General features: G+C 70.2%; 17 protein-coding genes. 10 read left to right on the forward strand and 7 right to left on the reverse strand.

Annotation, left to right across the window (positions count from 1 at the left end; all coding sequences use genetic code 11):
- The first annotated feature begins 83 nt into the window (after nucleotides 1–83).
- From AB0L37_RS10660 to pssA, 8 genes are all read left to right on the forward strand, one after another.
- Nucleotides 84–917: a TetR family transcriptional regulator gene (locus AB0L37_RS10660; protein ID WP_365502570.1), complete on the forward strand. Its 834-nt coding sequence runs from the start codon at nucleotides 84–86 to the stop codon at nucleotides 915–917.
- Between the two features lie 1,014 nt (nucleotides 918–1,931).
- Nucleotides 1,932–3,269: a crotonyl-CoA carboxylase/reductase gene (ccrA, locus tag AB0L37_RS10665; protein WP_365502572.1), complete on the forward strand. Its 1,338-nt coding sequence runs from the start codon at nucleotides 1,932–1,934 to the stop codon at nucleotides 3,267–3,269.
- Nucleotides 3,205–5,340: a protein meaA gene (locus AB0L37_RS10670; protein ID WP_365502574.1), complete on the forward strand. Its 2,136-nt coding sequence runs from the start codon at nucleotides 3,205–3,207 to the stop codon at nucleotides 5,338–5,340. The genes ccrA and AB0L37_RS10670 overlap by 65 nt, the downstream gene beginning before the upstream one ends.
- Entirely contained in the window at nucleotides 5,337–6,302 is a 966-nt protein-coding gene (locus AB0L37_RS10675) for a CoA ester lyase (protein WP_365502576.1), read from the forward strand. The genes AB0L37_RS10670 and AB0L37_RS10675 overlap by 4 nt, the downstream gene beginning before the upstream one ends.
- A 6-nt stretch (nucleotides 6,303–6,308) precedes the next feature.
- Nucleotides 6,309–6,821 carry a MaoC family dehydratase gene (locus AB0L37_RS10680; protein WP_365502578.1) on the forward strand — a complete coding sequence of 171 codons (513 nt, stop codon included), beginning with the start codon at nucleotides 6,309–6,311 and terminating at the stop codon, nucleotides 6,819–6,821.
- Nucleotides 6,822–6,823: 2 nt separating this feature from the next.
- A complete protein-coding gene (locus AB0L37_RS10685) occupies nucleotides 6,824–8,029 on the forward strand; it encodes an acyl-CoA dehydrogenase family protein (protein WP_365502580.1) in 1,206 nt (401 codons plus the stop codon).
- 184 nt (nucleotides 8,030–8,213) lie between these two features.
- A complete protein-coding gene (locus tag AB0L37_RS10690) occupies nucleotides 8,214–8,870 on the forward strand; it encodes a phosphatidylserine decarboxylase (protein ID WP_365502582.1) in 657 nt (218 codons plus the stop codon).
- 22 nt (nucleotides 8,871–8,892) lie between these two features.
- Complete coding sequence (pssA, locus tag AB0L37_RS10695) at nucleotides 8,893–9,714, forward strand: CDP-diacylglycerol--serine O-phosphatidyltransferase (protein WP_338703846.1); 822 nt, start codon at nucleotides 8,893–8,895, stop codon at nucleotides 9,712–9,714.
- 248 nt (nucleotides 9,715–9,962) lie between these two features.
- Here the strand turns inward: pssA and AB0L37_RS10700 are convergent, their stop codons facing one another.
- From AB0L37_RS10700 to AB0L37_RS10720, 5 genes are read right to left on the reverse strand one after another with little or no spacing between them, the layout of a single operon-like run.
- On the reverse strand, nucleotides 9,963–11,243 hold the full coding sequence (locus AB0L37_RS10700) for an ABC transporter substrate-binding protein (RefSeq protein ID WP_365502584.1): 1,281 nt from the start codon (nucleotides 11,241–11,243) through the stop codon (nucleotides 9,963–9,965).
- Nucleotides 11,240–12,364 carry a branched-chain amino acid ABC transporter permease gene (locus tag AB0L37_RS10705; protein WP_365502586.1) on the reverse strand — a complete coding sequence of 375 codons (1,125 nt, stop codon included), beginning with the start codon at nucleotides 12,362–12,364 and terminating at the stop codon, nucleotides 11,240–11,242. The genes AB0L37_RS10700 and AB0L37_RS10705 overlap by 4 nt, the downstream gene beginning before the upstream one ends.
- Nucleotides 12,357–13,247 carry a branched-chain amino acid ABC transporter permease gene (locus AB0L37_RS10710; RefSeq protein ID WP_365502588.1) on the reverse strand — a complete coding sequence of 297 codons (891 nt, stop codon included), beginning with the start codon at nucleotides 13,245–13,247 and terminating at the stop codon, nucleotides 12,357–12,359. Before AB0L37_RS10710 ends, AB0L37_RS10705 begins: the two co-directional genes overlap by 8 nt.
- Nucleotides 13,244–14,071, reverse strand: a complete 828-nt coding sequence (locus AB0L37_RS10715; protein WP_365502590.1) for an ABC transporter ATP-binding protein — start codon at nucleotides 14,069–14,071, stop codon at nucleotides 13,244–13,246. Before AB0L37_RS10715 ends, AB0L37_RS10710 begins: the two co-directional genes overlap by 4 nt.
- Nucleotides 14,068–14,901 carry an ABC transporter ATP-binding protein gene (locus AB0L37_RS10720; protein WP_365502592.1) on the reverse strand — a complete coding sequence of 278 codons (834 nt, stop codon included), beginning with the start codon at nucleotides 14,899–14,901 and terminating at the stop codon, nucleotides 14,068–14,070. The genes AB0L37_RS10715 and AB0L37_RS10720 overlap by 4 nt, the downstream gene beginning before the upstream one ends.
- Before the next feature lie 226 nt (nucleotides 14,902–15,127).
- Between AB0L37_RS10720 and AB0L37_RS10725 the strand changes: the two genes are divergently transcribed.
- The gene (locus AB0L37_RS10725) at nucleotides 15,128–16,324 is read left to right on the forward strand and encodes a helix-turn-helix domain-containing protein (RefSeq protein ID WP_365502594.1); all 1,197 of its coding nucleotides are present in this window, start codon (nucleotides 15,128–15,130) and stop codon (nucleotides 16,322–16,324) included.
- Here the strand turns inward: AB0L37_RS10725 and AB0L37_RS10730 are convergent.
- On the reverse strand, nucleotides 16,313–17,038 hold the full coding sequence (locus AB0L37_RS10730) for a class I SAM-dependent methyltransferase (RefSeq protein WP_365502596.1): 726 nt from the start codon (nucleotides 17,036–17,038) through the stop codon (nucleotides 16,313–16,315). The genes AB0L37_RS10725 and AB0L37_RS10730 overlap by 12 nt on opposite strands.
- A 265-nt stretch (nucleotides 17,039–17,303) precedes the next feature.
- Nucleotides 17,304–18,458 carry a glycerate kinase gene (locus AB0L37_RS10735; RefSeq protein WP_365502598.1) on the reverse strand — a complete coding sequence of 385 codons (1,155 nt, stop codon included), beginning with the start codon at nucleotides 18,456–18,458 and terminating at the stop codon, nucleotides 17,304–17,306.
- Nucleotides 18,459–18,613: 155 nt separating this feature from the next.
- Between AB0L37_RS10735 and AB0L37_RS10740 the strand changes: the two genes are divergently transcribed.
- On the forward strand, nucleotides 18,614–20,299 hold the full coding sequence (locus AB0L37_RS10740; protein ID WP_365502600.1) for a BCCT family transporter: 1,686 nt from the start codon (nucleotides 18,614–18,616) through the stop codon (nucleotides 20,297–20,299).
- The last annotated feature ends 16 nt before the right edge of the window (nucleotides 20,300–20,315 follow it).

The following is a 20,315-nucleotide window of genomic DNA, read 5'->3' on the forward strand; positions in this document are numbered from 1 at the left end:
CCGGTCCCGGCCTCGGGTCCGACTGGGGCGGGCTGCTCGGGGAGCCGGGCGGCCCGCTGACCGGGGAGCGTTTTGGAGCGTACATGCAGTACGTTCGGGGCATGACGCCCGCTCATAAGGCCGCCGACCCGTCCGCCCGCACCTCTGCCCAGCCCGACGCTCCGGAGAGCGCCGCGGGCACCCGGGCCGCTGCCCAGCGGCTCAAGATGCGCCGTGAGCTCGCGGCCGCGGCGATGGAGCTCTTCGCCACGAAGGGGTACGAGGCGACGACGGTCGACGAGATCGCCGCGGCGGCCGGCGTCGCCCGCCGCACCTTCTTCCGGCACTTCCGCTCCAAGGAAGAGGCGATCTTCCCGGACCACGACGACACCCTGGTCCGCGCCGAGGCGGTGCTGAACGCGGCGCCGGCCTCGGAGCACCCGCTGGACACGGTGTGCCGCGGCATCAAGGAAGTCATGAAGATGTACGCCGCCTCGCCCGCGGTGTCCGTGGAGCGCTACCGGCTGACCCGTGAGGTGCCCACCCTGCGCGAGCGGGAGATCGCCTCGGTGGCCCGCTACGAGCGGCTCTTCACCCGCTACCTCCTCGGCCACTTCGACGAGCAGGCCCACCACGACGGCAACGACGACCCGTTGCTCGCCGAGGTCGCCGCGTCCGCCGTCGTCACCGCCCACAATCACGTGCTGCGCCGCTGGCTGCGGGCCGGCGGCCAGGGCGACGTCGAGAACCAGCTCGACCACGCCTTCGAGATCGTCCGCCGCACGTTCGGCACCGGCATCGGCGCGGGCCGCACCCCCGCGTCCCCGCCGCCCGCCCAGGTGTCGCACACCGGTGAGGTCCTTGTGGCGGTGGCCCGCACGGACGCGCCGCTGCCCGAGGTGATGCGCACGATCGAGGAAGCGCTCAGGAACCGGTAGAGCCGGTCGGCCCCCTGACCGGAGCCGCCCGGTCCCCCGCCGATGTGCGGCCCTACGCGGTACGCGCCCGCCGGTTGTCCACCTCCCCCACCGCACCTGTACGAACCTTTTCGGCATCTCCCCTCTTCGCTTCTACTCACGCATGCCGAATCGCAGACCGCGACGGGCGCCGTCGGCGTCATCGGTCTCGGCCATGTCGGACTGCCGCTGACCGCCGACCATGCGCGGCTGCGCCGCCAACTGCCGTGCGAGCGGCTGCTGTTGACGTCCGATGCGGCGGCGGCTGGGTGCCGAGCGGGCCGCACCACGTCTGCGACGGCTGCACGGACACGTACGCGACGACTGCCCTGGACGTACACGACGGCCGCGCACACGGGCGCGCGGGCCGAGCGCGTCGACATCAGCGCGTACACGGACGGCGACCGCAAGCTCGTCACCCGCCAGGACCGCGGCACCTGCACCCCGGCCGTGACGCTCGGCGATCAGCTTCGGCCTCTCGCTCCCCGCGGCCGGCAACGCGACCGTGGACGACTTCTCGCTCGTGCAGAACTGATCCGCAGGTCCGAGCCCCCTCACATGGCACGCAGTGCCATGTGAGGGGGCCTTTGCGCACCTCGCCCCACCCGCTCTGCGCTCCCGTGATCGATCATCGATCCCTTCCCGCCTGCACAACCCGCCCCTGACCACGGATGATCGATCATCGCTCAGCTGAGCGTAAAGATTTCACCTGAGCGAAACTGATGGCACGCAGTGCCTTGTGCGTTGTCACGGCGTGCCATACGTTGAAGGAGTCCGGGCGGCCGGCGTACAGAGAACTTCCGTACGCCGGCTGTCCCCACAAGCCACGACCGACCGTGGCGCGTGCGCCCGGACGCCTGCGTCACAGGCAACCTTCCGCGCCACACCCAGCGCTGCCACAGCACCACCCCGCCGAACCGACGGCACACCCTCAACACCCAGCAGCCACACCCGACTCAGCGATCCCCTCAGTCGCTCACCGCCGGAGGCACCACCGTGAAGGACATCCTGGACGCGATTCAGTCGCAGACCGCCACGTCTGCCGACTTCGCCGCCCTGCCGCTCCCCGACTCGTACCGCGCGATCACCGTGCACAAGGACGAGACCGAGATGTTCGCCGGGCTCGAGTCCCGCGAGAAGGACCCGCGCAAGTCGATCCACCTGGACGACGTGCCGGTTCCCGAGCTCGGCCCGGGCGAGGCACTGGTGGCCGTGATGGCCTCCTCGGTCAACTACAACTCGGTCTGGACCTCGATCTTCGAGCCGATGTCGACGTTCGGATTCCTGGAGCGCTACGGCAGGTTGAGCGAGCTGACGAAGCGTCACGACCTCCCGTACCACATCATCGGCTCCGACCTCGCGGGCGTCGTGCTGCGCACCGGACCCGGCGTCAACGCCTGGCACCCCGGCGACGAGGTCGTCGCCCACTGCCTGAGCGTGGAGCTGGAGTCCAGCGACGGGCACAACGACACGATGCTCGACCCCGAGCAGCGCATCTGGGGCTTCGAGACGAACTTCGGCGGGCTCGCCGAGATCGCGCTCGTCAAGTCCAACCAGCTGATGCCGAAGCCGGACCACCTGAGCTGGGAGGAGGCCGCGGCCCCCGGGCTCGTGAACTCCACCGCCTACCGGCAGCTGGTGTCGAGGAACGGCGCCGGGATGAAGCAGGGCGACAACGTCCTGATCTGGGGCGCCTCCGGTGGACTCGGCAGTTACGCCACGCAGTTCGCGCTGGCCGGCGGCGCCAACCCCATCTGTGTCGTCTCCAGCGAGCAGAAGGCCGACATCTGCCGGGCCATGGGCGCCGAGGCGATCATCGACCGCAGCGCCGAGGGCTACAAGTTCTGGAAGGACGAGCGCACCCAGGACCCGAAGGAGTGGAAGCGCTTCGGCAAGCGCATCCGCGAGTTCACCGGCGGCGAGGACATCGACATCGTCTTCGAGCACCCCGGCCGCGAGACCTTCGGCGCCAGTGTGTACGTGACGCGCAAGGGCGGCACGATCACCACCTGCGCCTCGACCTCGGGCTACATGCACGAGTACGACAACCGCTACCTGTGGATGTCCCTGAAGCGGATCATCGGCTCGCACTTCGCCAACTACCGCGAGGCGTGGGAGGCCAACCGCCTGATCGCCAAGGGCAAGATCCACCCGACGCTCTCGAAGACGTACTCCCTCGAAGAGACCGGGCAGGCCGCCTACGACGTGCACCGCAACCTCCACCAGGGCAAGGTCGGCGTGCTCGCGCTCGCCCCCGAGGAGGGCCTCGGTGTGCGCGACCACGAGAAGCGCGCCCAGCACATCGACGCCATCAACCGCTTCCGCAACGTCTGAACTCCCGGGGGAGCAAAGTCTGATGACTGAGCGTCAGAAGGACCGGCCGTGGCTGATGCGCACGTACGCCGGTCACTCCACGGCCGAGGCGTCCAACGAGCTGTACCGGCGCAACCTGGCCAAGGGCCAGACGGGTCTGTCGGTCGCCTTCGACCTGCCGACCCAGACGGGGTACGACCCGGACCACATCCTCGCCCGGGGCGAGGTGGGCCGCGTCGGCGTCCCGGTCAGTCACCTCGGTGACATGCGCCGGCTGTTCCAGGACATCCCCCTGGAGCAGATGAACACCTCGATGACCATCAACGCCACCGCCATGTGGCTTCTGGCGCTCTACCAGGTCGTCGCGGAGGAGCAGGGCGCGGACATCACCCAGCTCCAGGGCACGACCCAGAACGACATCGTCAAGGAGTACCTGTCGCGCGGGACGCACGTCTTCCCGCCGGGACCGAGTCTGCGTCTGACGACCGACATGATCGCGTACACGGTGGCGAACATGCCGAAGTGGAACCCGATCAACATCTGCTCGTACCACCTCCAGGAGGCGGGGGCCACACCGGTCCAGGAGATCGCGTACGCGATGTCCACCGCCATCGCCGTTCTCGATGCCGTACGCGACTCAGGGCAGGTCCCCGCCGAGAAGTTCGGGGACGTCGTGGCCCGCATCTCCTTCTTCGTGAACGCGGGTGTCCGCTTCATCGAGGAGATGTGCAAGATGCGGGCGTTCGGGCGGATCTGGGACCAGATCACGCGCGAGCGGTACGGCATCGAGAACGCGAAGCAGCGCCGCTTCCGGTACGGGGTCCAGGTCAACTCCCTGGGCCTGACCGAGGCGCAGCCGGAGAACAACGTCCAGCGGATCGTCCTGGAGATGCTGGCCGTGACGCTGTCGAAGGACGCACGCGCCCGCGCCGTCCAACTCCCCGCCTGGAACGAGGCGTTGGGGCTCCCCCGGCCCTGGGACCAGCAGTGGTCGCTCCGCATCCAGCAGGTCCTCGCCCACGAGAGCGACCTCCTGGAGTACGAGGACATCTTCGCGGGCTCGCACGTCATCGAGAAGAAGGTCGACGCGCTGGTCGCCGAGTCCTTCGCCGAGATCGACCGGATCCAGGAGATGGGCGGCGCGATGGCCGCCGTCGAGTCCGGCTACCTCAAGTCGCAGCTCGTCTCCTCGCACGCCGAGCGCCGCGCGCGGATCGAGGGCGGCGACGAGAAGATCGTCGGTGTGAACATCTACGAGTCGACCGAGCCGAACCCGCTCACCGCCGACCTGGACGCCGCGATCATGACGGTGGACCACGCGGTCGAGGCGCGGGTCGTGCGGGCCATCGAGGAGTGGCGCACCACGCGTCAGGAGTCGAGCGACCGGCAGGGCATGGGCGACCCGTTCCACTACCCGACGACCGGGCAGGCCCTGGAACGCCTCAAGGAGGCCGCCGCCGGCACGGAGAACCTCATGGAGGCCACCCTGGAGTGCGCTCGTGCGGGCGTCACGACCGGCGAGTGGTCGCAGGCCCTGCGCGAGGTCTTCGGCGAGTTCCGCGCCCCCACGGGCGTCTCGTCGGCGCCGGTCGCGGTGACCGCCGAGGAGGGCACGCCGCTCGCCGTCGTCCGCGAGAAGGTGCGGCGCACCGGCGACGAACTGGGCGGCAAGCTCCGCCTGTTGGTCGGCAAGCCGGGCCTCGACGGGCACTCGAACGGCGCCGAGCAGATCGCCGTGCGGGCCCGCGACGCCGGGTTCGAGGTGGTCTACCAGGGCATCCGGCTCACCCCGGAGCAGATCGTGTCCGCCGCGCTCGCCGAGGACGTGCACTGCGTCGGCCTGTCGATCCTGTCGGGGTCGCATGCCGAACTGGTGCCTGACGTCCTCGCCCGGCTGCGCGAGGCGGGCGCCACCGACATCCCCGTGATCGTCGGGGGCATCATCCCCAACGCCGATGCCGAGGACCTGAAGCGTGCGGGTGTCGCCGCCGTCTTCACCCCCAAGGACTTCGGCATCACGGAGATCATCGGCCGTATCGTCGACGAGATCCGGCAAGCGAACCACCTCGACCCCCTGGAGGTCCCCGCATGACCAGTCCTGTGAACCGTCTCCGTCCGCGCCGCTCCTGTCTCGCGGTGCCCGGGTCGAACCCGCGTTTCCTGGAGAAGGCCCAGGGCCTGGCCGCCGACCAGGTCTTCCTCGACCTGGAGGACGCCTGCGCGCCGCTGGCGAAGCCGGAGGCCCGGCACACCATCGTCAAGTTCCTCAACGAGGGCGACTGGACCGGCAAGACGCGCGTGGTGCGGGTCAACGACTGGACGACCGAGTGGACCTACCGCGACGTCGTGACCGTCGTCGAGGGCGCGGGCCAGAACCTCGACTGCATCATGCTGCCGAAGGTGCAGACGGCCGACCAGGTCGTCGCGCTCGACCTCCTCCTCACCCAGATCGAGAAGACGATGGGCTTCGAGGCCGGCAAGATCGGCATCGAGGCGCAGATCGAGAACGCCAAGGGCCTCAACAACGTCAACGCGATCGCCGAGGCGTCCCCGCGCCTGGAGACGATCATCTTCGGCCCGGCCGACTTCATGGCCTCCATCAACATGAAGTCCCTGGTCGTCGGCGAGCAGCCGCCCGGCTACGGCGCCGACGCCTACCACTACATCCTGATGAAGATCCTGATGGCGGCCCGCGCCAACGACCTCCAGGCGATCGACGGCCCCTACCTCCAGATCCGCAACGTCGACGGCTACCGCGAGGTCGCCCAGCGCGCCGCGGCCCTCGGCTTCGACGGCAAGTGGGTGCTGCACCCCGGCCAGGTCGAGGCGTCGAACGAGATCTTCTCGCCCTCGCAGGAGGACTTCGACCACGCCGAGCTGATCCTGGACGCGTACGAGTACTACACGTCCGAGGCGGGCGGCAAGAAGGGCTCGGCGATGCTCGGCGACGAGATGATCGACGAGGCCAGCCGGAAGATGGCGCTGGTCATCTCCGGGAAGGGTCGTGCGGCCGGCATGCGGCGCACGACGAAGTTCGAAGCCCCGGAGGCGTAAGCGATCATGCAGTTCGGCCGCACCTACGAAGAGTTCACCGTCGGGGACGTCTACAAGCACTGGCCCGGCAAGACGGTCACCGAGTACGACGACCACCTCTTCTGCCTCCTGACGATGAACCACCACCCCCTCCACATGGACACCAACTATGCGGAGAAGACGACGGACTTCGGCAAGAACGTCGTCGTCGGCAACTACATCTACTCCCTGCTGCTCGGCATGTCCGTGCCCGACGTCTCGGGCAAGGCCATCGCCAACCTGGAGGTCGAGTCGCTCAAGCACGTGGCGCCGACCTTCCACGGCGACACGATCTACGGCGAGACGACCGTCCTCGACAAGACGCCGTCGAAGTCGAAGAGCGACCGCGGCATCGTCCACGTGGAGACCAAGGGCTACAAGCAGGACGGCACGCTCGTCTGCGTCTTCCGCCGCAAGGTGATGGTGCCCACCGAGACCTACATCAAGGAGCGCGGCGGCGAACAGCCCGGCCGCCCCGACCTCAAGCAGCAGGAGAAGTAGCCATGGCGCGACTCGCCCAGACCGCGGGCCTCACCGACGTCCAGCAGGAAATCCTCTCCACCGTCCGCGACTTCGTGGACAAGGAGATCATTCCGGTCGCGACGGAGCTGGAGCACCGCGACGAGTACCCGCAAGAGATCGTCGACGGGCTCAAGGAGTTGGGCCTGTTCGGGCTGATGATCCCCGAGGAGTACGGGGGTCTCGGCGAGTCGCTGCTCACGTACGCGCTGTGCGTGGAGGAGATAGCGCGCGGCTGGATGTCGGTCTCCGGCATCATCAACACCCACTTCATCGTGGCGTACATGCTCAAGCAGCACGGGACGCAGGAGCAGAAGGACCACTTCCTCCCGCGGATGGCGCTCGGTGAGGTGCGCGGCGCGTTCTCGATGTCGGAGCCGGCGCTCGGCTCCGATGTGTCGGCGATCACGTCGAAGGCGGTCAGGGACGGCGACGAGTACGTTCTCAACGGCCAGAAGATGTGGCTGACGAACGGCGGCACGTCAACGCTTGTGGCGGTTCTCACGCGAAGTGACGAAGGCCACCCCGAGGGCACGGCGCCCCACAAGTCGATGACGACCTTCCTCGTCGAGAAGGAGCCCGGCTTCGGTGAGGTCCGCCCCGGCCTCACGATCCCCGGGAAGATCGACAAGATGGGTTACAAGGGTGTCGACACCACCGAACTCATCATGGACGGACTACGCATTCCGGCCAATCGTGTACTCGGCGGGGAGACCGGCCGAGGGTTTTACCAAATGATGGACGGCGTCGAGGTCGGCCGGGTGAATGTCGCGGCCCGTGGCTGCGGCGTCGCACAGCGTGCCTTCGAACTGGGCGTCGCTTACGCCCAGCAACGGCACACTTTCGGAAAGCCCATCGCTCAGCACCAGGCGATCCAGTTCAAGTTGGCCGAGATGGCTACCAAGGTCGAGGCCGCCCATGCGATGATGGTCAACGCAGCACGCAAAAAGGACTCCGGGGAGCGAAACGACCTCGAAGCAGGAATGGCCAAGTACCTGGCCTCCGAATACTGCAAGGAAGTCGTGGAGGACGCGTTCCGCATTCACGGTGGATACGGGTTCTCCAAGGAGTACGAGATCGAGCGCCTGTACCGCGAGGCGCCGATGCTGCTGATCGGTGAAGGTACCGCCGAAATCCAGAAAATGATCATTGGTCGTCGACTGCTCGAGGAGTATCGATTCCAGGGCTGAGCCTGGGTGAGATGTCCTGTTTCGGGGTGTTTTCTTCGCGAAGAAGATCACACCCCGTCAACACTCTTCGGCCGTCGACTCGGCTTCCTGGCTTGCCCAGTTGTGGCTCGCAACCGATAGCATCCCCGGAAAAGCCGCCGTCCCCCCGTATACAGCGCGGCCTCATCCGCTACGAAGGTCATCCATGCCCCACAGCCAAACCTCTGCACCACGCGACGGCGCCCTCAAGGGACGTCTTGCGCGCGGAGCCTCGCCGTGGCTTCTCCCGACCGTGGCCACGGCCGCACTGAGCCTGGCCCGTTCGCGCCGCTCCAAGAAGGCCGCAGCACTCGCCGTCCCGACCACCGCTCTGGCGGCCGGCATGCTGTGGTTCTTCCGCGACCCCGAGCGCGAGATCGCTTCCGGCCGGGTCATCTCCCCGGCCGACGGCGTGGTGCAGAGCATCATGCCGTGGAAGGACGGTCGCACCCGCGTCGCGATCTTCATGAGCCCGCTCAACGTGCACGTGAACCGCGCTCCCCTCGCGGGCACCGTGACGTCGGTTGAACACATCCCGGGCGGCTTCGTCCCGGCGTTCAACAAGGAGAGCGAGAACAACGAGCGAGTGGTGTGGCACTTCGACACCGAGCTCGGTGACATCGAGATGATCCAGATCGCCGGAGCCGTCGCCCGCCGCATCGTGCCGTACATCCCCCAGGGCACGAAGGTCGAGCAGGGCGAGCGCATCGGTCTGATCCGGTTCGGCTCGCGCGTCGACATCTACCTCCCCGAGGGCGTCGAGGTCGACGTCGAGGTGGGGCAGAAGACGGTGGCTGGGGTGACTCGCATTGACCGTGACTGATCCCGAGACCCAGGCGGGCTGGGTGCCCGGTCCCGACGACACGGCGGACGACGCGGAGGAGATGCCGCTCTCACTGCGCCTGTCGATAGCGGACACCCTCACGCTCGGCAACGCCACGTGCGGCTTCATGGCGGTCTACTTCACGACGACCGGCATCCTGATCCCGCACATCCAGGGCAGCCAGGACTCCGGCATGGCGCGGCACAGCGCCGCGACCGCCGTGATCCTGATGCTGGCCGCCGCGATCTTCGACCTGTTCGACGGTCTGGTGGCCCGCAAGCTGCGCTCGTCGCCGATGGGCGCCGAGCTGGACAACCTGTCCGACCTGATCAGCTTCGGCCTCGCCCCCGCGTACTTCGTGCTCGTCTACGGCATGGTCGCCGACGACGCGCACCAGAGAGTCGCGGCGGTGGGTGCCATCGTGGTGCTGCTGGCGGTGGTGCTGCGGCTAGCGCGGTTCTCGTGCGTGACCGTGAAGGACGGCACGTTCCAGGGCATGCCGTCGCCGTTCGGCGCGCTGACCGTCGTCTCGATCGTGCTCCTGGAGCTGCCCTTCGTGGCGACGCTCCTGGCGATCCTCGGTACCGCGTGGCTGATGGTGAGCCGCGTCGAGTACCCGAAGCCGCGGGGCCGCCTGGCGGTCGCGATGCTGTCGTGGATCGTCCTGAGCATGGGTCTGCTGGCCGCGTGGGCGTTCGACGCTCCCGGGGGCCAGCTGCTGCTCGCGACGGGCTGTGCGCTCCAGCTGGTCCTCGGCGCGGTCATCCCGCTGTTCGCCACGGCTCGCCGGGTGAACAACTTCCGGGACAACCGGCGTGAGGCACGTACGGCACAGCTGCCGTAACCCGGCGGAACGCGACAACGGTGGGCCCGAGCCTTCTTGGCTCGGGCCCACCGTTTTTTCGTTTCGGGTGCGGGTTCGGTGGGGGTTGCTCACGCAGTTCCCCGCGCCCCTGGAGATGCTCCGCATCTCTCGGGGAAATGCGACGCGAAGCGTCTGCATTTCAGGGGCGCGGGGAACTGCGCGACCAGCCCCCACCGGCCGGCAGCCGCCCACGGAGCGAGATGCCCCGCCCCGTGGGCGCCACCCGGTCACCCCGCGGAGGACGTGTAGGCCTTCGCCTCCGGCGCCTCGCTCGCCTCGCGCACGACCTTCGTGCCGCCCACCGCGGACTTGTCGGGCTGGAGGATCACCGACTCGTGCGAGGACGGGGCCTTGGGGTCGCTGAAGTTCTGGTCGACGCCGAAGCCGTTGTCGAACGTGCTCAGGGTGAGCAGCGCCTTGTCGACGCCCTCGCGGGTGAGGTCCTTGCTCTCGCACGCCTTCTTGAGGGCCTCGCCGAAGACGGAGGCCGCGGTCCAGCCGGCGACGACGCCGTTGTCCAGGGAGTCCTTCGGGTACGCCTTCTTGTAGTCCGAGACGAGCTTCTTCGCCTCGGGGGTGTCGGCGCCGATCGGCAGCGACGGGGACGCGACCCAGTAGTTCTTCTCCAGGGCCGGGCCCGCCTGGGTGGCGAGGAGCTGCGGCGCGAACGCCGAGTTGTTGCCGATCACCGGCACGCTCAGCTTCGCCGCGGCCGCGACGCCGACGAGGGAGGCCGCTTGGCGCGGGCCGGCGCTGATCACGATGCCCTTGACTCCGGCCTTCTTCAGGGCGGCGACCTGGGCGGTCATGTCGTTGTCGGTGGGCTTGATCTTCTGCTCGACGACGGTGAGCCCGGCCTTCTCCGCGATGAACTTCGAGCCCTTGAGCGCGTTCTCGCCGTAGTCGCCCTCGAAGTAGACGTGGCCGAGCTTGTCGCCCTTCTTGAGGCCTTTCTCCTTCATCAGGAAGTCGACCGCGTTGATCGTCTCGATGTCGTACGTCGAGCCGATGACGCGCACGTACGGGTTGCCGAGCAGGTTCGCCGACCAGGCCTGCGGCAGCACGAGCGCCTTGTCCTCGCCGATGCGCTTCTCGACGGCGGCGACGAACGGGGAGCCGATGAACTGGGTGAAGCCGAGCACCTTCGGCGACAGCTCGGTGTACCCGGCGACGGCCTTCTGCGGGTCGTAGCCGTGGTCGCGGACGGTGAGCTTGAGCTGGTAGCCGCAGATGCCGCCGTCGGCGTTGGTCTGCTTCACGTAGAGCTGCTGGGCCTGGGTGACGGACTTGCCGAGGGTGGCGTAGACGCCGGTCATGTCGGTGAGGACGCCGAGGTCGATCGTCTTGCCCGAGATGCCCTGGCCGGTCTTCACCCCGCCCGCGCTCTGCTTGTCGTCGTCTCCCCCGTCCTTCGCCTTGGAGCTGCACGCGGCGGTCAGCGCGAGCAGCGCGGCCACGGTGGTCACCGTGAGCGTGCGGGATCGGGTGCGGGCGTTACGGGCGGTCATGCGTCCTCCTGAGGGTGTTTCCGGGCGCGCCGGGCGGCGAGTTGCACCAGGCCGCCCGGGAGAAAAAGGACCGCTGCCACGACGGCGGCGCCGTAGAGGTAGCGGGCGGCCTCGCCGGGGGCGATGCCGCCGGTGCCGGGGGCCGAGACCAGGGGCAGGGCGTCGCTGTAGCGGGTGAGGATCTGGGGCAGCAGCGAGACGAACGCGGCGCCGACGACGGCGCCCGCCACCGAGCCGAGCCCGCCGATGACGATCATGGCGAGGTATTCGAGGGAGAGGGCGATGCCGAAGTAGTCCGGCACGGTGCGCTGGAAGACGAGGGCGAGCAGGACGCCGGCGAGGCCCGCGTACATGGACGACAGCACGAAGACGCCTGCCCGGTAGCGGGCCACCGGGACGCCGAGGACGCCGGCGGCGATGCGGTGGTCGCGGATGGCGTTCATGGCGCGCCCTGGCCGGCCGCGCAGCACGCCCCGCGCGAACAGGGCGCAGAGGAGGGTGAGGGCGAGGCCCAGGTACCAGAGCTTCTCGGCGGAGCCGAACGGCACGTTGGCGACGGTGAGTTCGCTCTCGTCGAAGGTGATGCCGAACAGGCTCATCGCGGGGACGTCGCGGCCGTTGGCGCCGCCGGTCAGGTCCTCGGCGTTGAACAGGACGTGTTGCCCGATGAAGATCAGGGCGATCGTCGCGATGCCGAGGTACGCGCCCTTGAGGCGGCCCGCGATGGGGCTGAAGAGGCCGCCTGCCGCCCCCGCCACCAGCACGGCGAGCAGGGCGGCGAGCCAGGACGGCAGGCCGAGGCCGCTGATCTCCTCGCCTCGCTCCCCCGCGAAGACGCAGTACGCGTAGGCGCCGACGGCGAGGAAGAAGGCGTGGCCCATGGAGAGCTGGCCGGTGGCGCCGGTGAGCAGATTGAGGCCGATCGCGCCGATGGCGGCGGCCATCGCGAACAGACCGGCCTGGAGCCAGAAGCGGTCGAGGTAGAACGGGAAGGCGAGGAGCAGCAGCGCGCAGACGGCGATCACGTACGTGCGGCGGCGGGCGAGCAGCGACCGGGACGAACTCCGCGGCTGCGCGGGGGACTTGGCCGCCTCGGCCTGGGCGGTGAGGGCGTCAGACACGGGCGAGCTCCTTGGTGCCGAAGAGCCCGGAGGGGCGCAGCAGGAGGATGGCCGTCATCACGAGGTAGGGCGCGAGGTCGCCCAGCCCCCGCCCCATGAAGGCGAGTTCGCTCTGGTAGCCGGTGGCGAGGGACTCGGTGACGCCGACGACGAGGCCGCCGACGAGGGCACCGGTCGTGGAGTCGAGGCCGCCGAGGATGGCGGCCGGGAAGGCCTTCAGGGCGGCGAGCGACGTGGCCCGTTCGAGCCCGGGGGTCGGGAACACGGTCAGGAACAGGGCGGCGACGGCGGCGAGCCCGCCGGCCACGGCCCACGCCCCGAGCGATACCCGTCCCAGTCGTACGCCCATGAGCGCGGCGGTCTCGGAGCTCTCGGCGGCGGCGCGCATCGCGACGCCCCACGACGTGTACCGGAAGACCAGGAGGAAGCCGGTGATGAGCAGCGCGGCGGCCACGAACGCGGCGATCCGGGTGTGCGCGATGGAGATCCCGCCGACGGTGAGCACGGCGTCGCCCCACGGGTCGCCCATCGTGAGGACGTCGGTGCCGAGGCGGCGGGTGAGTTCGGTGGTGAGCAGGATGTCGACGCCGATGGTGACGATGGCGAGGACGCTGTGGTCGCGGCCCCGGTAGCGCCGCATGACGAGGAACTCGACGGCGGCGCCGACGACCGCGGCGGCGGCGATGCCGACACCGAGCGCGGGCCAGAACCCGAGGTCGTCATGGAGGGACGCGGTGACGTAGCCGCCCGCGAGGAGCAGCGACGCGTGGGCGAAGTTGACGACTTCGGTCGCGCGGAAGATGACGACGAAGCCGAGGGCGATCAGAGCGTATACGGAGCCCAACGAGACGCCGTTGAGGAGGAGTTCGAGGAAGGTGGTCATGGGGTGGCCTCTTCGTTCGTGTCACCCGTGTCGGGTGCGCCCAGGTAGGCCTGGATCACCGCCGGGTCGTTCTGGACGCGGGACGGGGGTCCTGCCGCGATGCGGCGGCCGAAGTCGAGGACGGTGACCTCGTCGGCGAGCCGCATGACGACCCCCATGTCGTGCTCCACCAGGACGATGGAGATGCCGAGGCTGTCGCGGACGCCGGCGATGACGGCGGCGGTGCGGCGCCGTTCGTCGGCGGTCATCCCGGCGACGGGTTCGTCGAGCAGCAGCACGCTGGGCTCCATGCACAACGCTCGGGCGAGTTCGGCGAGTTTCTGGAGTCCGTACGGCAACGCGCCGGTAGGTGTGGCGAGCTGGTCGCCGATACCGACGAACTCGGCGATTTCGCGCACCCGTTCGCGGTGCGCGCGCTCCTCGCGGACGGCGGACGGCAGCCGCAGTCCGGCCGTGACGAAGCCCGTGCGGGTGAGCCGGTGGCGGCCGAGCAGCAGGCTGTCGGCGACGGTGGTGCGCGGCGGCAGGGCGAGGTTCTGGAACGTGCGGGCGACACCGAGGGCGGCGATGCGGTGCGGAGGCAGGCCGGTCAGTTCACGGTCGCCCAGGTGGACGGTGCCGGAGGTGGCACGGTAGACGCCGGAGAGCACGTTGAAGGTGGTGGACTTCCCCGCGCCGTTGGGGCCGATGACGGCGTGCACGGTGCCGGGTGCGACGGTGAGGCTGATGCCGTCGAGCGCGGTGAGTCCGGCGAACCGTACGGTCAAATCCCGTACGCGCAACGGGAGTACGTCGGTGGCTCGGTCGGTGGTGGCGGTGGTCATCGGGTTCCCTCCCAGCGCCGCAGGGCGGGGGCGTGGGCGGCGCCTCCGGAGGCATCGGCGGCGGCGGTCTCGTCGACGACGCCGAGATAGCGCCGGCGCACCTCGTCGGAGCCGGCCAGTTCGTCGGCGGGGCCGTGCAGGGTGATCTCGCCGACTTCGAGGACGTACGCGTACGAGGCGAGGCGCAGGGCGAGTGCCGCGTTCTGCTCGACGAGGAGGACGGAGACGCCCTGGGCGTTGATCTCGCGGACGGTGTCGGCGATGCGGGCCGCCATCAACGGGGCGAGGCCCAGGGACGGTTCGTCCAGGAGGAGCAGTTTCGGCCCCGCCATCAGGGCGCGTCCGACGGCCAGCATCTGTTGCTCGCCGCCGGAGAGCAGTCCGGCCCGCTGGTGCGCGCGGTCGGCGAGCACCGGGAAGAGTTCGTGGACGCGGCGCAGCGCCGCGGCCTTGTCGGCGCGCGATCCCGTGGCGCCGAGTGCTCCGGCGCGCAGGTTGTCGGCGACGGTCATGCGGGCGAACACCTGCCGCCCTTCCGGGACTTGGCAGATCCCGGCGGCGACGACCCGGTCGGGGCCGAGGCCGCTGGTGCGGCGCCCGCCGAACCGCACCTCGCCGGACGTCACCGTCCCGCCGTGGAAGGTGAGCGTGCGCGAGACGGCGCGCAGCAAGGTCGACTTGCCGGCTCCGTTGCCGCCGAGCACGGCGACGACGGAGCCGTCCCGCACCTCCAGCGTCACGTTGCGCAGCGCGCGTACGGGCCCGTAGCCGACCGACACGTCGTCGACGGCGAGCCCCGACCCGCCTGTAGCCCTTTGTGCTTCGTTCACTGTCCGGGTCCTCCCCTGGGCTGATGGCGTCACGACAGCACCGCGCGGGCGGCCCGTCCACGGGCGGCCCGGGAATCGCTGCGCGGGCCCAGCGCCCGAGCGGGTCGGTTGTGCCCGCGCACAAGACCGCGTGTCAGGGGCCTGCCGAGGAGCGGCTCGGGGTGGCATCCTCCGCACAGGAAGAAGAGTCCTTTGCCGTCGCTTTACGGGATGTTGGGGAGGGGCGATGGGCGGGCGCAGGCACCGCACGGAGCAGGACTGGAAGCTCCTCAAGGAGGCGTGCGCCAGTCTGCTGGAGCGGATCCCGGAGCTGGTCGACGAGCATCTGCGGCAGTTGTTCGCCTACTCGGACGTGTACGCGCGGGTGCTGCCGTACGACGCCCAGTGGCGGGAGGCCGAGGAGGCGATGCGGATCGGGGTCGAGACGATCTCGGCGCCCCGCGACTCGCCGCGCAGGGACCTGGAGTACGCGGAGGACGCGGGCCGGCGCCGGGCGGGCCAGGGCCTCCCCCTCGACCTGCTGATCCACGCGTACCGCAACGCGGGCTATCTCGTATGGGACGCCCTGATGGAGAGCGCGGGCGGCGAACCGGCCCGTCTCTCGGCGCTGATGCGGTCGGCGACGATGGTGTGGGCGGCCGTCGACGCGCAGGCCGAGGCGGCCTCGGAGGCTTACCGGGCAACGGAGTTGGAGCTGCGGCGCCGCACCGACGAGCAGATGCAGGCGCTCCTCGACGCGCTCCTTGAGGGCCGCCCGGCGCCGGGCCTCGCGCCCCGCGCGGCGGCAGGGCTCGATCTGCCGGAGCACGGCCCGTACGCGGTGGTGGTGCTGCGGGTGGAGCGGCGGGACGGGCGCGAGGCGTTCCACCGGCGCATCCAGGACCCGGGGTTCCGGTTCGTGTGGCGGATGCGGGCCGACTGCGAGGTCGGGGTGGTGGCGATCGGCGCGGACCGCACACTGGACGATCTGGCGGGCGTCCTCGACGGGCGGTGCCCGGGGCCCGGCGGGCTCAGCCCGGTCGTCACGGGCCTCACGGAGCTGGGACACGCCCGGCGTCTGGCCGAACTCGCGCTGCGCACCTGCCCGCCGGACACGACCGGCGTCGTCCGCCTCGACCACCGGATGCCGACGGCCCTCGTGGTCAGCCAGCCGGATCTGGCGCAGCGCCTGGTCTCCGGTGTCTTCGGCGAACTCCTCGCCCTCGAACCGGCCGACCGGGCCGTGCTGTTGGAGACGCTCGACGCGTGGCTGGCCTGCGAGGGTTCGGCGGGCCGCGCGGCCGGCCGCCTCTACTGTCACCGCAACACGGTCTTCAACCGCCTGCGCCGCCTTGAGCAGTTGACGGCACGGTCGCTGTCGAGGCCGCGGGATCTGATGGAGATGACGCTGGCGCTCGACGCGTACCGGCTGTCAACCGGCTGATCTGCGGAACAGAGCGGTGAGGAGGACGGGCACGCCGTACGTCGCCGAGTGCGCGGGCTGCGCGCGCATGGGCCGGATCTCGACCTCTTCGAGGCCCACCTCGGCGAACAGGTGACGCAGTTCGTCGGGGGTGAAGGCGAGCCCGCCTTCCAGGTCGCCGGTGCGGTACAGCTCCGCGTCGGGTGTGCGGGAGCCCTCTTCTCCGGCGGCGAAGCAGACGAGCCCGAAGTGACCGCCCGGGGCGAGGACCCGGTCGAGGAGGGCGAGGTAGCTGAGGCGGCGGTGCGGCGGGAGGTGGTGCAGGCACCCGGAGTCGTACACCACGTCGTAGGTCGCGTGCGGCAGTTGGACGTCGAAGATGTCGCCCTGGTGGAACCGTACGGGGACGTCCGCCGCGGCGGCGCGCTCCTGTCCCCACGTGACGGCTGTGGCGGACAGGTCGACGGCGTCCACGTCGTGGCCGTGGCGGGCGAGGTGGACGGCGTTGCGGCCCGGGCCGCAGCCGAGGTCCAACGTGCGGGCTTCTCGGGGGATGTGGCCTTGTTCCAGGTGGGCGGCGAGGTTCTCGTCGGGCTTGTCGACGAAGAAGGGGACGTCGCGATCTCGGTCCCCGTAGAACTGGTCCCACCAGTCGGCGCCGCCGGCTCCCGAGCGGGCGAAGACTCCGTCGAGGAGGGTGAGGAGGTCGTCCTGGGTGCGGATCTTTCTGTCCACCTGAGGGCTCCTATTCGCCGTGGGGGGGGATCGGTCGGGTGGCGGCTGCGGCGCCATCCTGGCTGGTCGCGCAGTTCCCCGCGCCCCTGAAATGCAGACGCTGCGCGCCGCATTTCCCCGATACGAACGCGCCCGATGAGATGCCGCACCGAAGGTGCGCATCTCAGGGGCGCGGGGAACTGCGCGACCAGCCCCCACGCACCCGCACCCGGCAACCGAACCCGCCGAAGTCACGGCGAGACGGCACACCCGGCAACGAGACCGCTCACCCCGGCAGGAAATCCGCCCCGACACGCGCAGCCAGCTCCTCAAGGATCGGCCCCGCCTCGGCGATGCACCGGGCCACATCCGGCTCCACGTCCGTCAGGGCATAGGCGCGGCGAATCCCGGCCCGCCCCAACGCCTCCGGCGGCAGCGCGAGGCGCCCGCACACCGCGATGACGTCCACCCCGGCGGCCCGCGCCGCGGCGGCGACACCGGCCGGCGCCTTCCCGTGCAGCGTCTGCTCGTCGAGCGACCCCTCACCGGTGATCACCAGCGTGGCCCGCTCCAGCGCCGGCGCGAAGCCGAGGACGTCGAGCATGACCTCGATCCCGGCCCGGAAGCTCGCCCCGAGGCCGACAAGGGCCCCGTACCCGATCCCGCCCGCGGCCCCCGCCCCCGGCGACTGCGCGTACTCCAGGGCGCGCGGCCCGACGCACTCCCCGAGCACCTTGGCGAAGTGGCCGAGCGCGGCGTCCAGCTCCGCCACGTCCTCGGGCGTCGCGCCCTTCTGCGGCCCGTAGACCGCGGGGGCGCCCTTCGGCCCGGTGAGCGGGTTGTCGACATCGCTGGCGAGGACGATCTCCACCTCGGCGAGGCGCGGGTCGAGCCCGGACAGGTCGGCGGAGGCCACCTTCGCGAGGGGGGCGCCGCCGGGTCCGACGGGCTCGCCGGCCGCGTCGAGGAAGCGGGCGCCGAGCGCGGAGAGCATGCCGGCGCCGCCGTCCGTGGTGGCGCTGCCGCCGACACCGAAGACGATGGAGCGGGCGCCCGCGTCGAGCGCCGCGGCGATGAGTTCACCGGAGCCGTACGTGGTCGAGGTGAGCGGGGCGAAGACGCCCTCCGGCAGGAGCTGGAGGCCCGACGCCTCCGCCATCTCCACGACGGCGGTACCGTCCCGCAGCGCCCACGCGGCGGTGACCGGCTCGCCCAGCGGCCCCGTCACCCGCGTCTCGCGGCGCTCGAACCCGGCCGCGACCGCCGCCGCGACGGTTCCGTCGCCGCCGTCCGCGACCGGCACGGACTCGACCGTGACCTCCGGCGCGACCCGGTGGAGCCCCGCCGTCACACGCTGTGCGACCTGCACCGCGGTGAGCGAGCCCTTGAACTTGTCCGCCGCGATCAACACGTGCCGCGCGGCCTGTGCAGCGTCCGCCACCTTGCTCCCCTTGCTGTTCGTGCCTTGCTCGCGGCAAGGCAGTCGCGCCGCTGCGACCTTAACCGCAGGAGGGGCCCGCTGCCCATGGTCGTCCGCGTCGCGGGACGGCGTGCCCAGCGGATAAATCACCCTATGCGCGTCCATAGTGGGTCGCCATGAGCACGGAAACGATCGATCAACCTGTCCACGACGAGGGCCCGCCGGACGACTCCCCGGACTTCACCGTGGTCGGCATCGGCGTCGTCGCGGTTCTCGCGGTGGTCGCCTGGGCGGCGTTCGGCCAGGACTCCTTCGCGAGCGCGTCGAGCACGGCCCTGGCCTGGGTCCTCGACAACTTCGCCTGGCTGTTCGTGATCGCCGCCGACGTCTTCCTCGTCCTGTGCGTGGTCCTCGCCCTCAGCCGCTACGGCCGTATCCGGCTCGGCGCCGACGACTCCGAACCGGAGTTCACCAACCTCGCCTGGATCGCGATGATGTTCAGCGCGGGCATGGGCATCGGCCTGATGTTCTACGGGGTCGGGGAGCCGCTCACCCACTACCTCAACCCGCCGCCGTCCACCGGCGCGCAGCCCCGCACGGGCGGCTCCGCGCTGGTGGCGATGGAGTACTCGTTCTTCCACTGGACGCTGACCCCGTGGGCGATCTACGGCATCGCGGGCCTCGCGCTCGCGTACGCGGGCTTCCGCAAGGGCCGCGGGAACAGGCTGAGTTCGGTGTTCGTGCCGCTGATCGGCGCGCGCCGGGCGGCAGGCTGGCCGGGCCGGGTCATCGACCTGCTCGCCGTGTTCGCGACGGTCTTCGGGACGGCGACGAGCCTCGGCGTGGGCGCGCTCCAGGTCGCCACGGGCCTCAACCTCACCACCGGCGTCGACAACACCACGACCACCCAGCTGATCATCATCGTCGCGCTCGGCGCGGCCTTCGTGTGCTCGGCGTTCTCCGGCCTGCACAAGGGCGTCAAGTGGCTGAGCACGATGAACATCGTGCTCGCCGCGTGCCTGATGGTGTTCGTGTTCGTGCTCGGCCCGACCGTGTACATCCTGAACGAGATCCCGGCGAGCGTCGGCGGCTACCTGCACGAGCTGATCCCCATGGCGTCGCGCACGGGCGCGTTCACGGACCGCGAGTGGCTGGGCTCGTGGACGATCTTCTACTGGGCGTGGTGGCTGTCGTGGGCGCCGTTCGTGGGGACGTTCATCGCGCGGATCTCGCGCGGCCGCCGTATCCGCGAGTTCCTCATCGGCGTGCTCGTCATCCCGAGCGGGGCGACCGCGGTGTGGTTCTGCGTGATGGGCGGCACCGGCATCCGCCTGGACTCCACCGGCAAGGTCGACATGTCGGCGAAGATCTCGGAGGGCGCGGAGTCCTCGCTGTTCGCGATGCTCGACGCGCTGCCGATCGGCACGGTCACGTCGTGGATCGCGATGATCCTCGTGATGACGTACTTCGTCACGAGCGCCGACTCGGCGTCCCTGGTGATGGGGTCGCTGACCAGCCGGGGCGCGCTGCACCCGCGGACCTGGCTCGTGGTGACGTGGGGCGTGCTGATGGCGGCGGTCGCGGCGGTGCTCCTGGTCGCGGGCGGGCTCGACTCGTTGCAGAGCGCGACCATCCTCGTCGCCCTCCCCTTCGTCGTGGTCATGCTGGCGCTGTGCTGGGCGCTCCTGAAGGAGCTGCGCGAGGACCCGGGCGCCGGACCGGTGCGCGGGCACGCGCTGCACGGACTGCGGGACGCGGTGCGGACGATGGTCGGCGACGCGATGACCGAACAGACGCCGGGCGCGGCCCGCCACCACCGCCTGCGCCGGATCGCGAACTCCCGCAATCAGGACGACAGTTGATGTACGGAAGCGGGTA

The organism is Streptomyces sp. NPDC052225 (genome assembly GCF_040679615.1).
Taxonomy (GTDB): Bacteria; Actinomycetota; Actinomycetes; order Streptomycetales; family Streptomycetaceae; genus Streptomyces.

Bases quoted from the DNA above. Each gene is read 5' to 3' on its own strand.
- AB0L37_RS10660 (WP_365502570.1), top strand. From the start codon at position 84: ATGCAGTACGTTCGGGGCATGACGCCCGCTCATAAGGCCGCCGACCCG.
- AB0L37_RS10675 (WP_365502576.1), top strand. From the start codon at position 5,337: ATGACCAGTCCTGTGAACCGTCTCCGTCCGCGCCGCTCCTGTCTCGCG.
- AB0L37_RS10680 (WP_365502578.1), top strand. From the start codon at position 6,309: ATGCAGTTCGGCCGCACCTACGAAGAGTTCACCGTCGGGGACGTCTAC.
- AB0L37_RS10685 (WP_365502580.1), top strand. From the start codon at position 6,824: ATGGCGCGACTCGCCCAGACCGCGGGCCTCACCGACGTCCAGCAGGAA.
- AB0L37_RS10690 (WP_365502582.1), top strand. From the start codon at position 8,214: ATGCCCCACAGCCAAACCTCTGCACCACGCGACGGCGCCCTCAAGGGA.
- AB0L37_RS10700 (WP_365502584.1), bottom strand. From the start codon at position 11,243: ATGACCGCCCGTAACGCCCGCACCCGATCCCGCACGCTCACGGTGACC.
- AB0L37_RS10710 (WP_365502588.1), bottom strand. From the start codon at position 13,247: ATGACCACCTTCCTCGAACTCCTCCTCAACGGCGTCTCGTTGGGCTCC.
- AB0L37_RS10715 (WP_365502590.1), bottom strand. From the start codon at position 14,071: ATGACCACCGCCACCACCGACCGAGCCACCGACGTACTCCCGTTGCGC.
- AB0L37_RS10725 (WP_365502594.1), top strand. From the start codon at position 15,128: ATGGGCGGGCGCAGGCACCGCACGGAGCAGGACTGGAAGCTCCTCAAG.
- AB0L37_RS10740 (WP_365502600.1), top strand. From the start codon at position 18,614: ATGAGCACGGAAACGATCGATCAACCTGTCCACGACGAGGGCCCGCCG.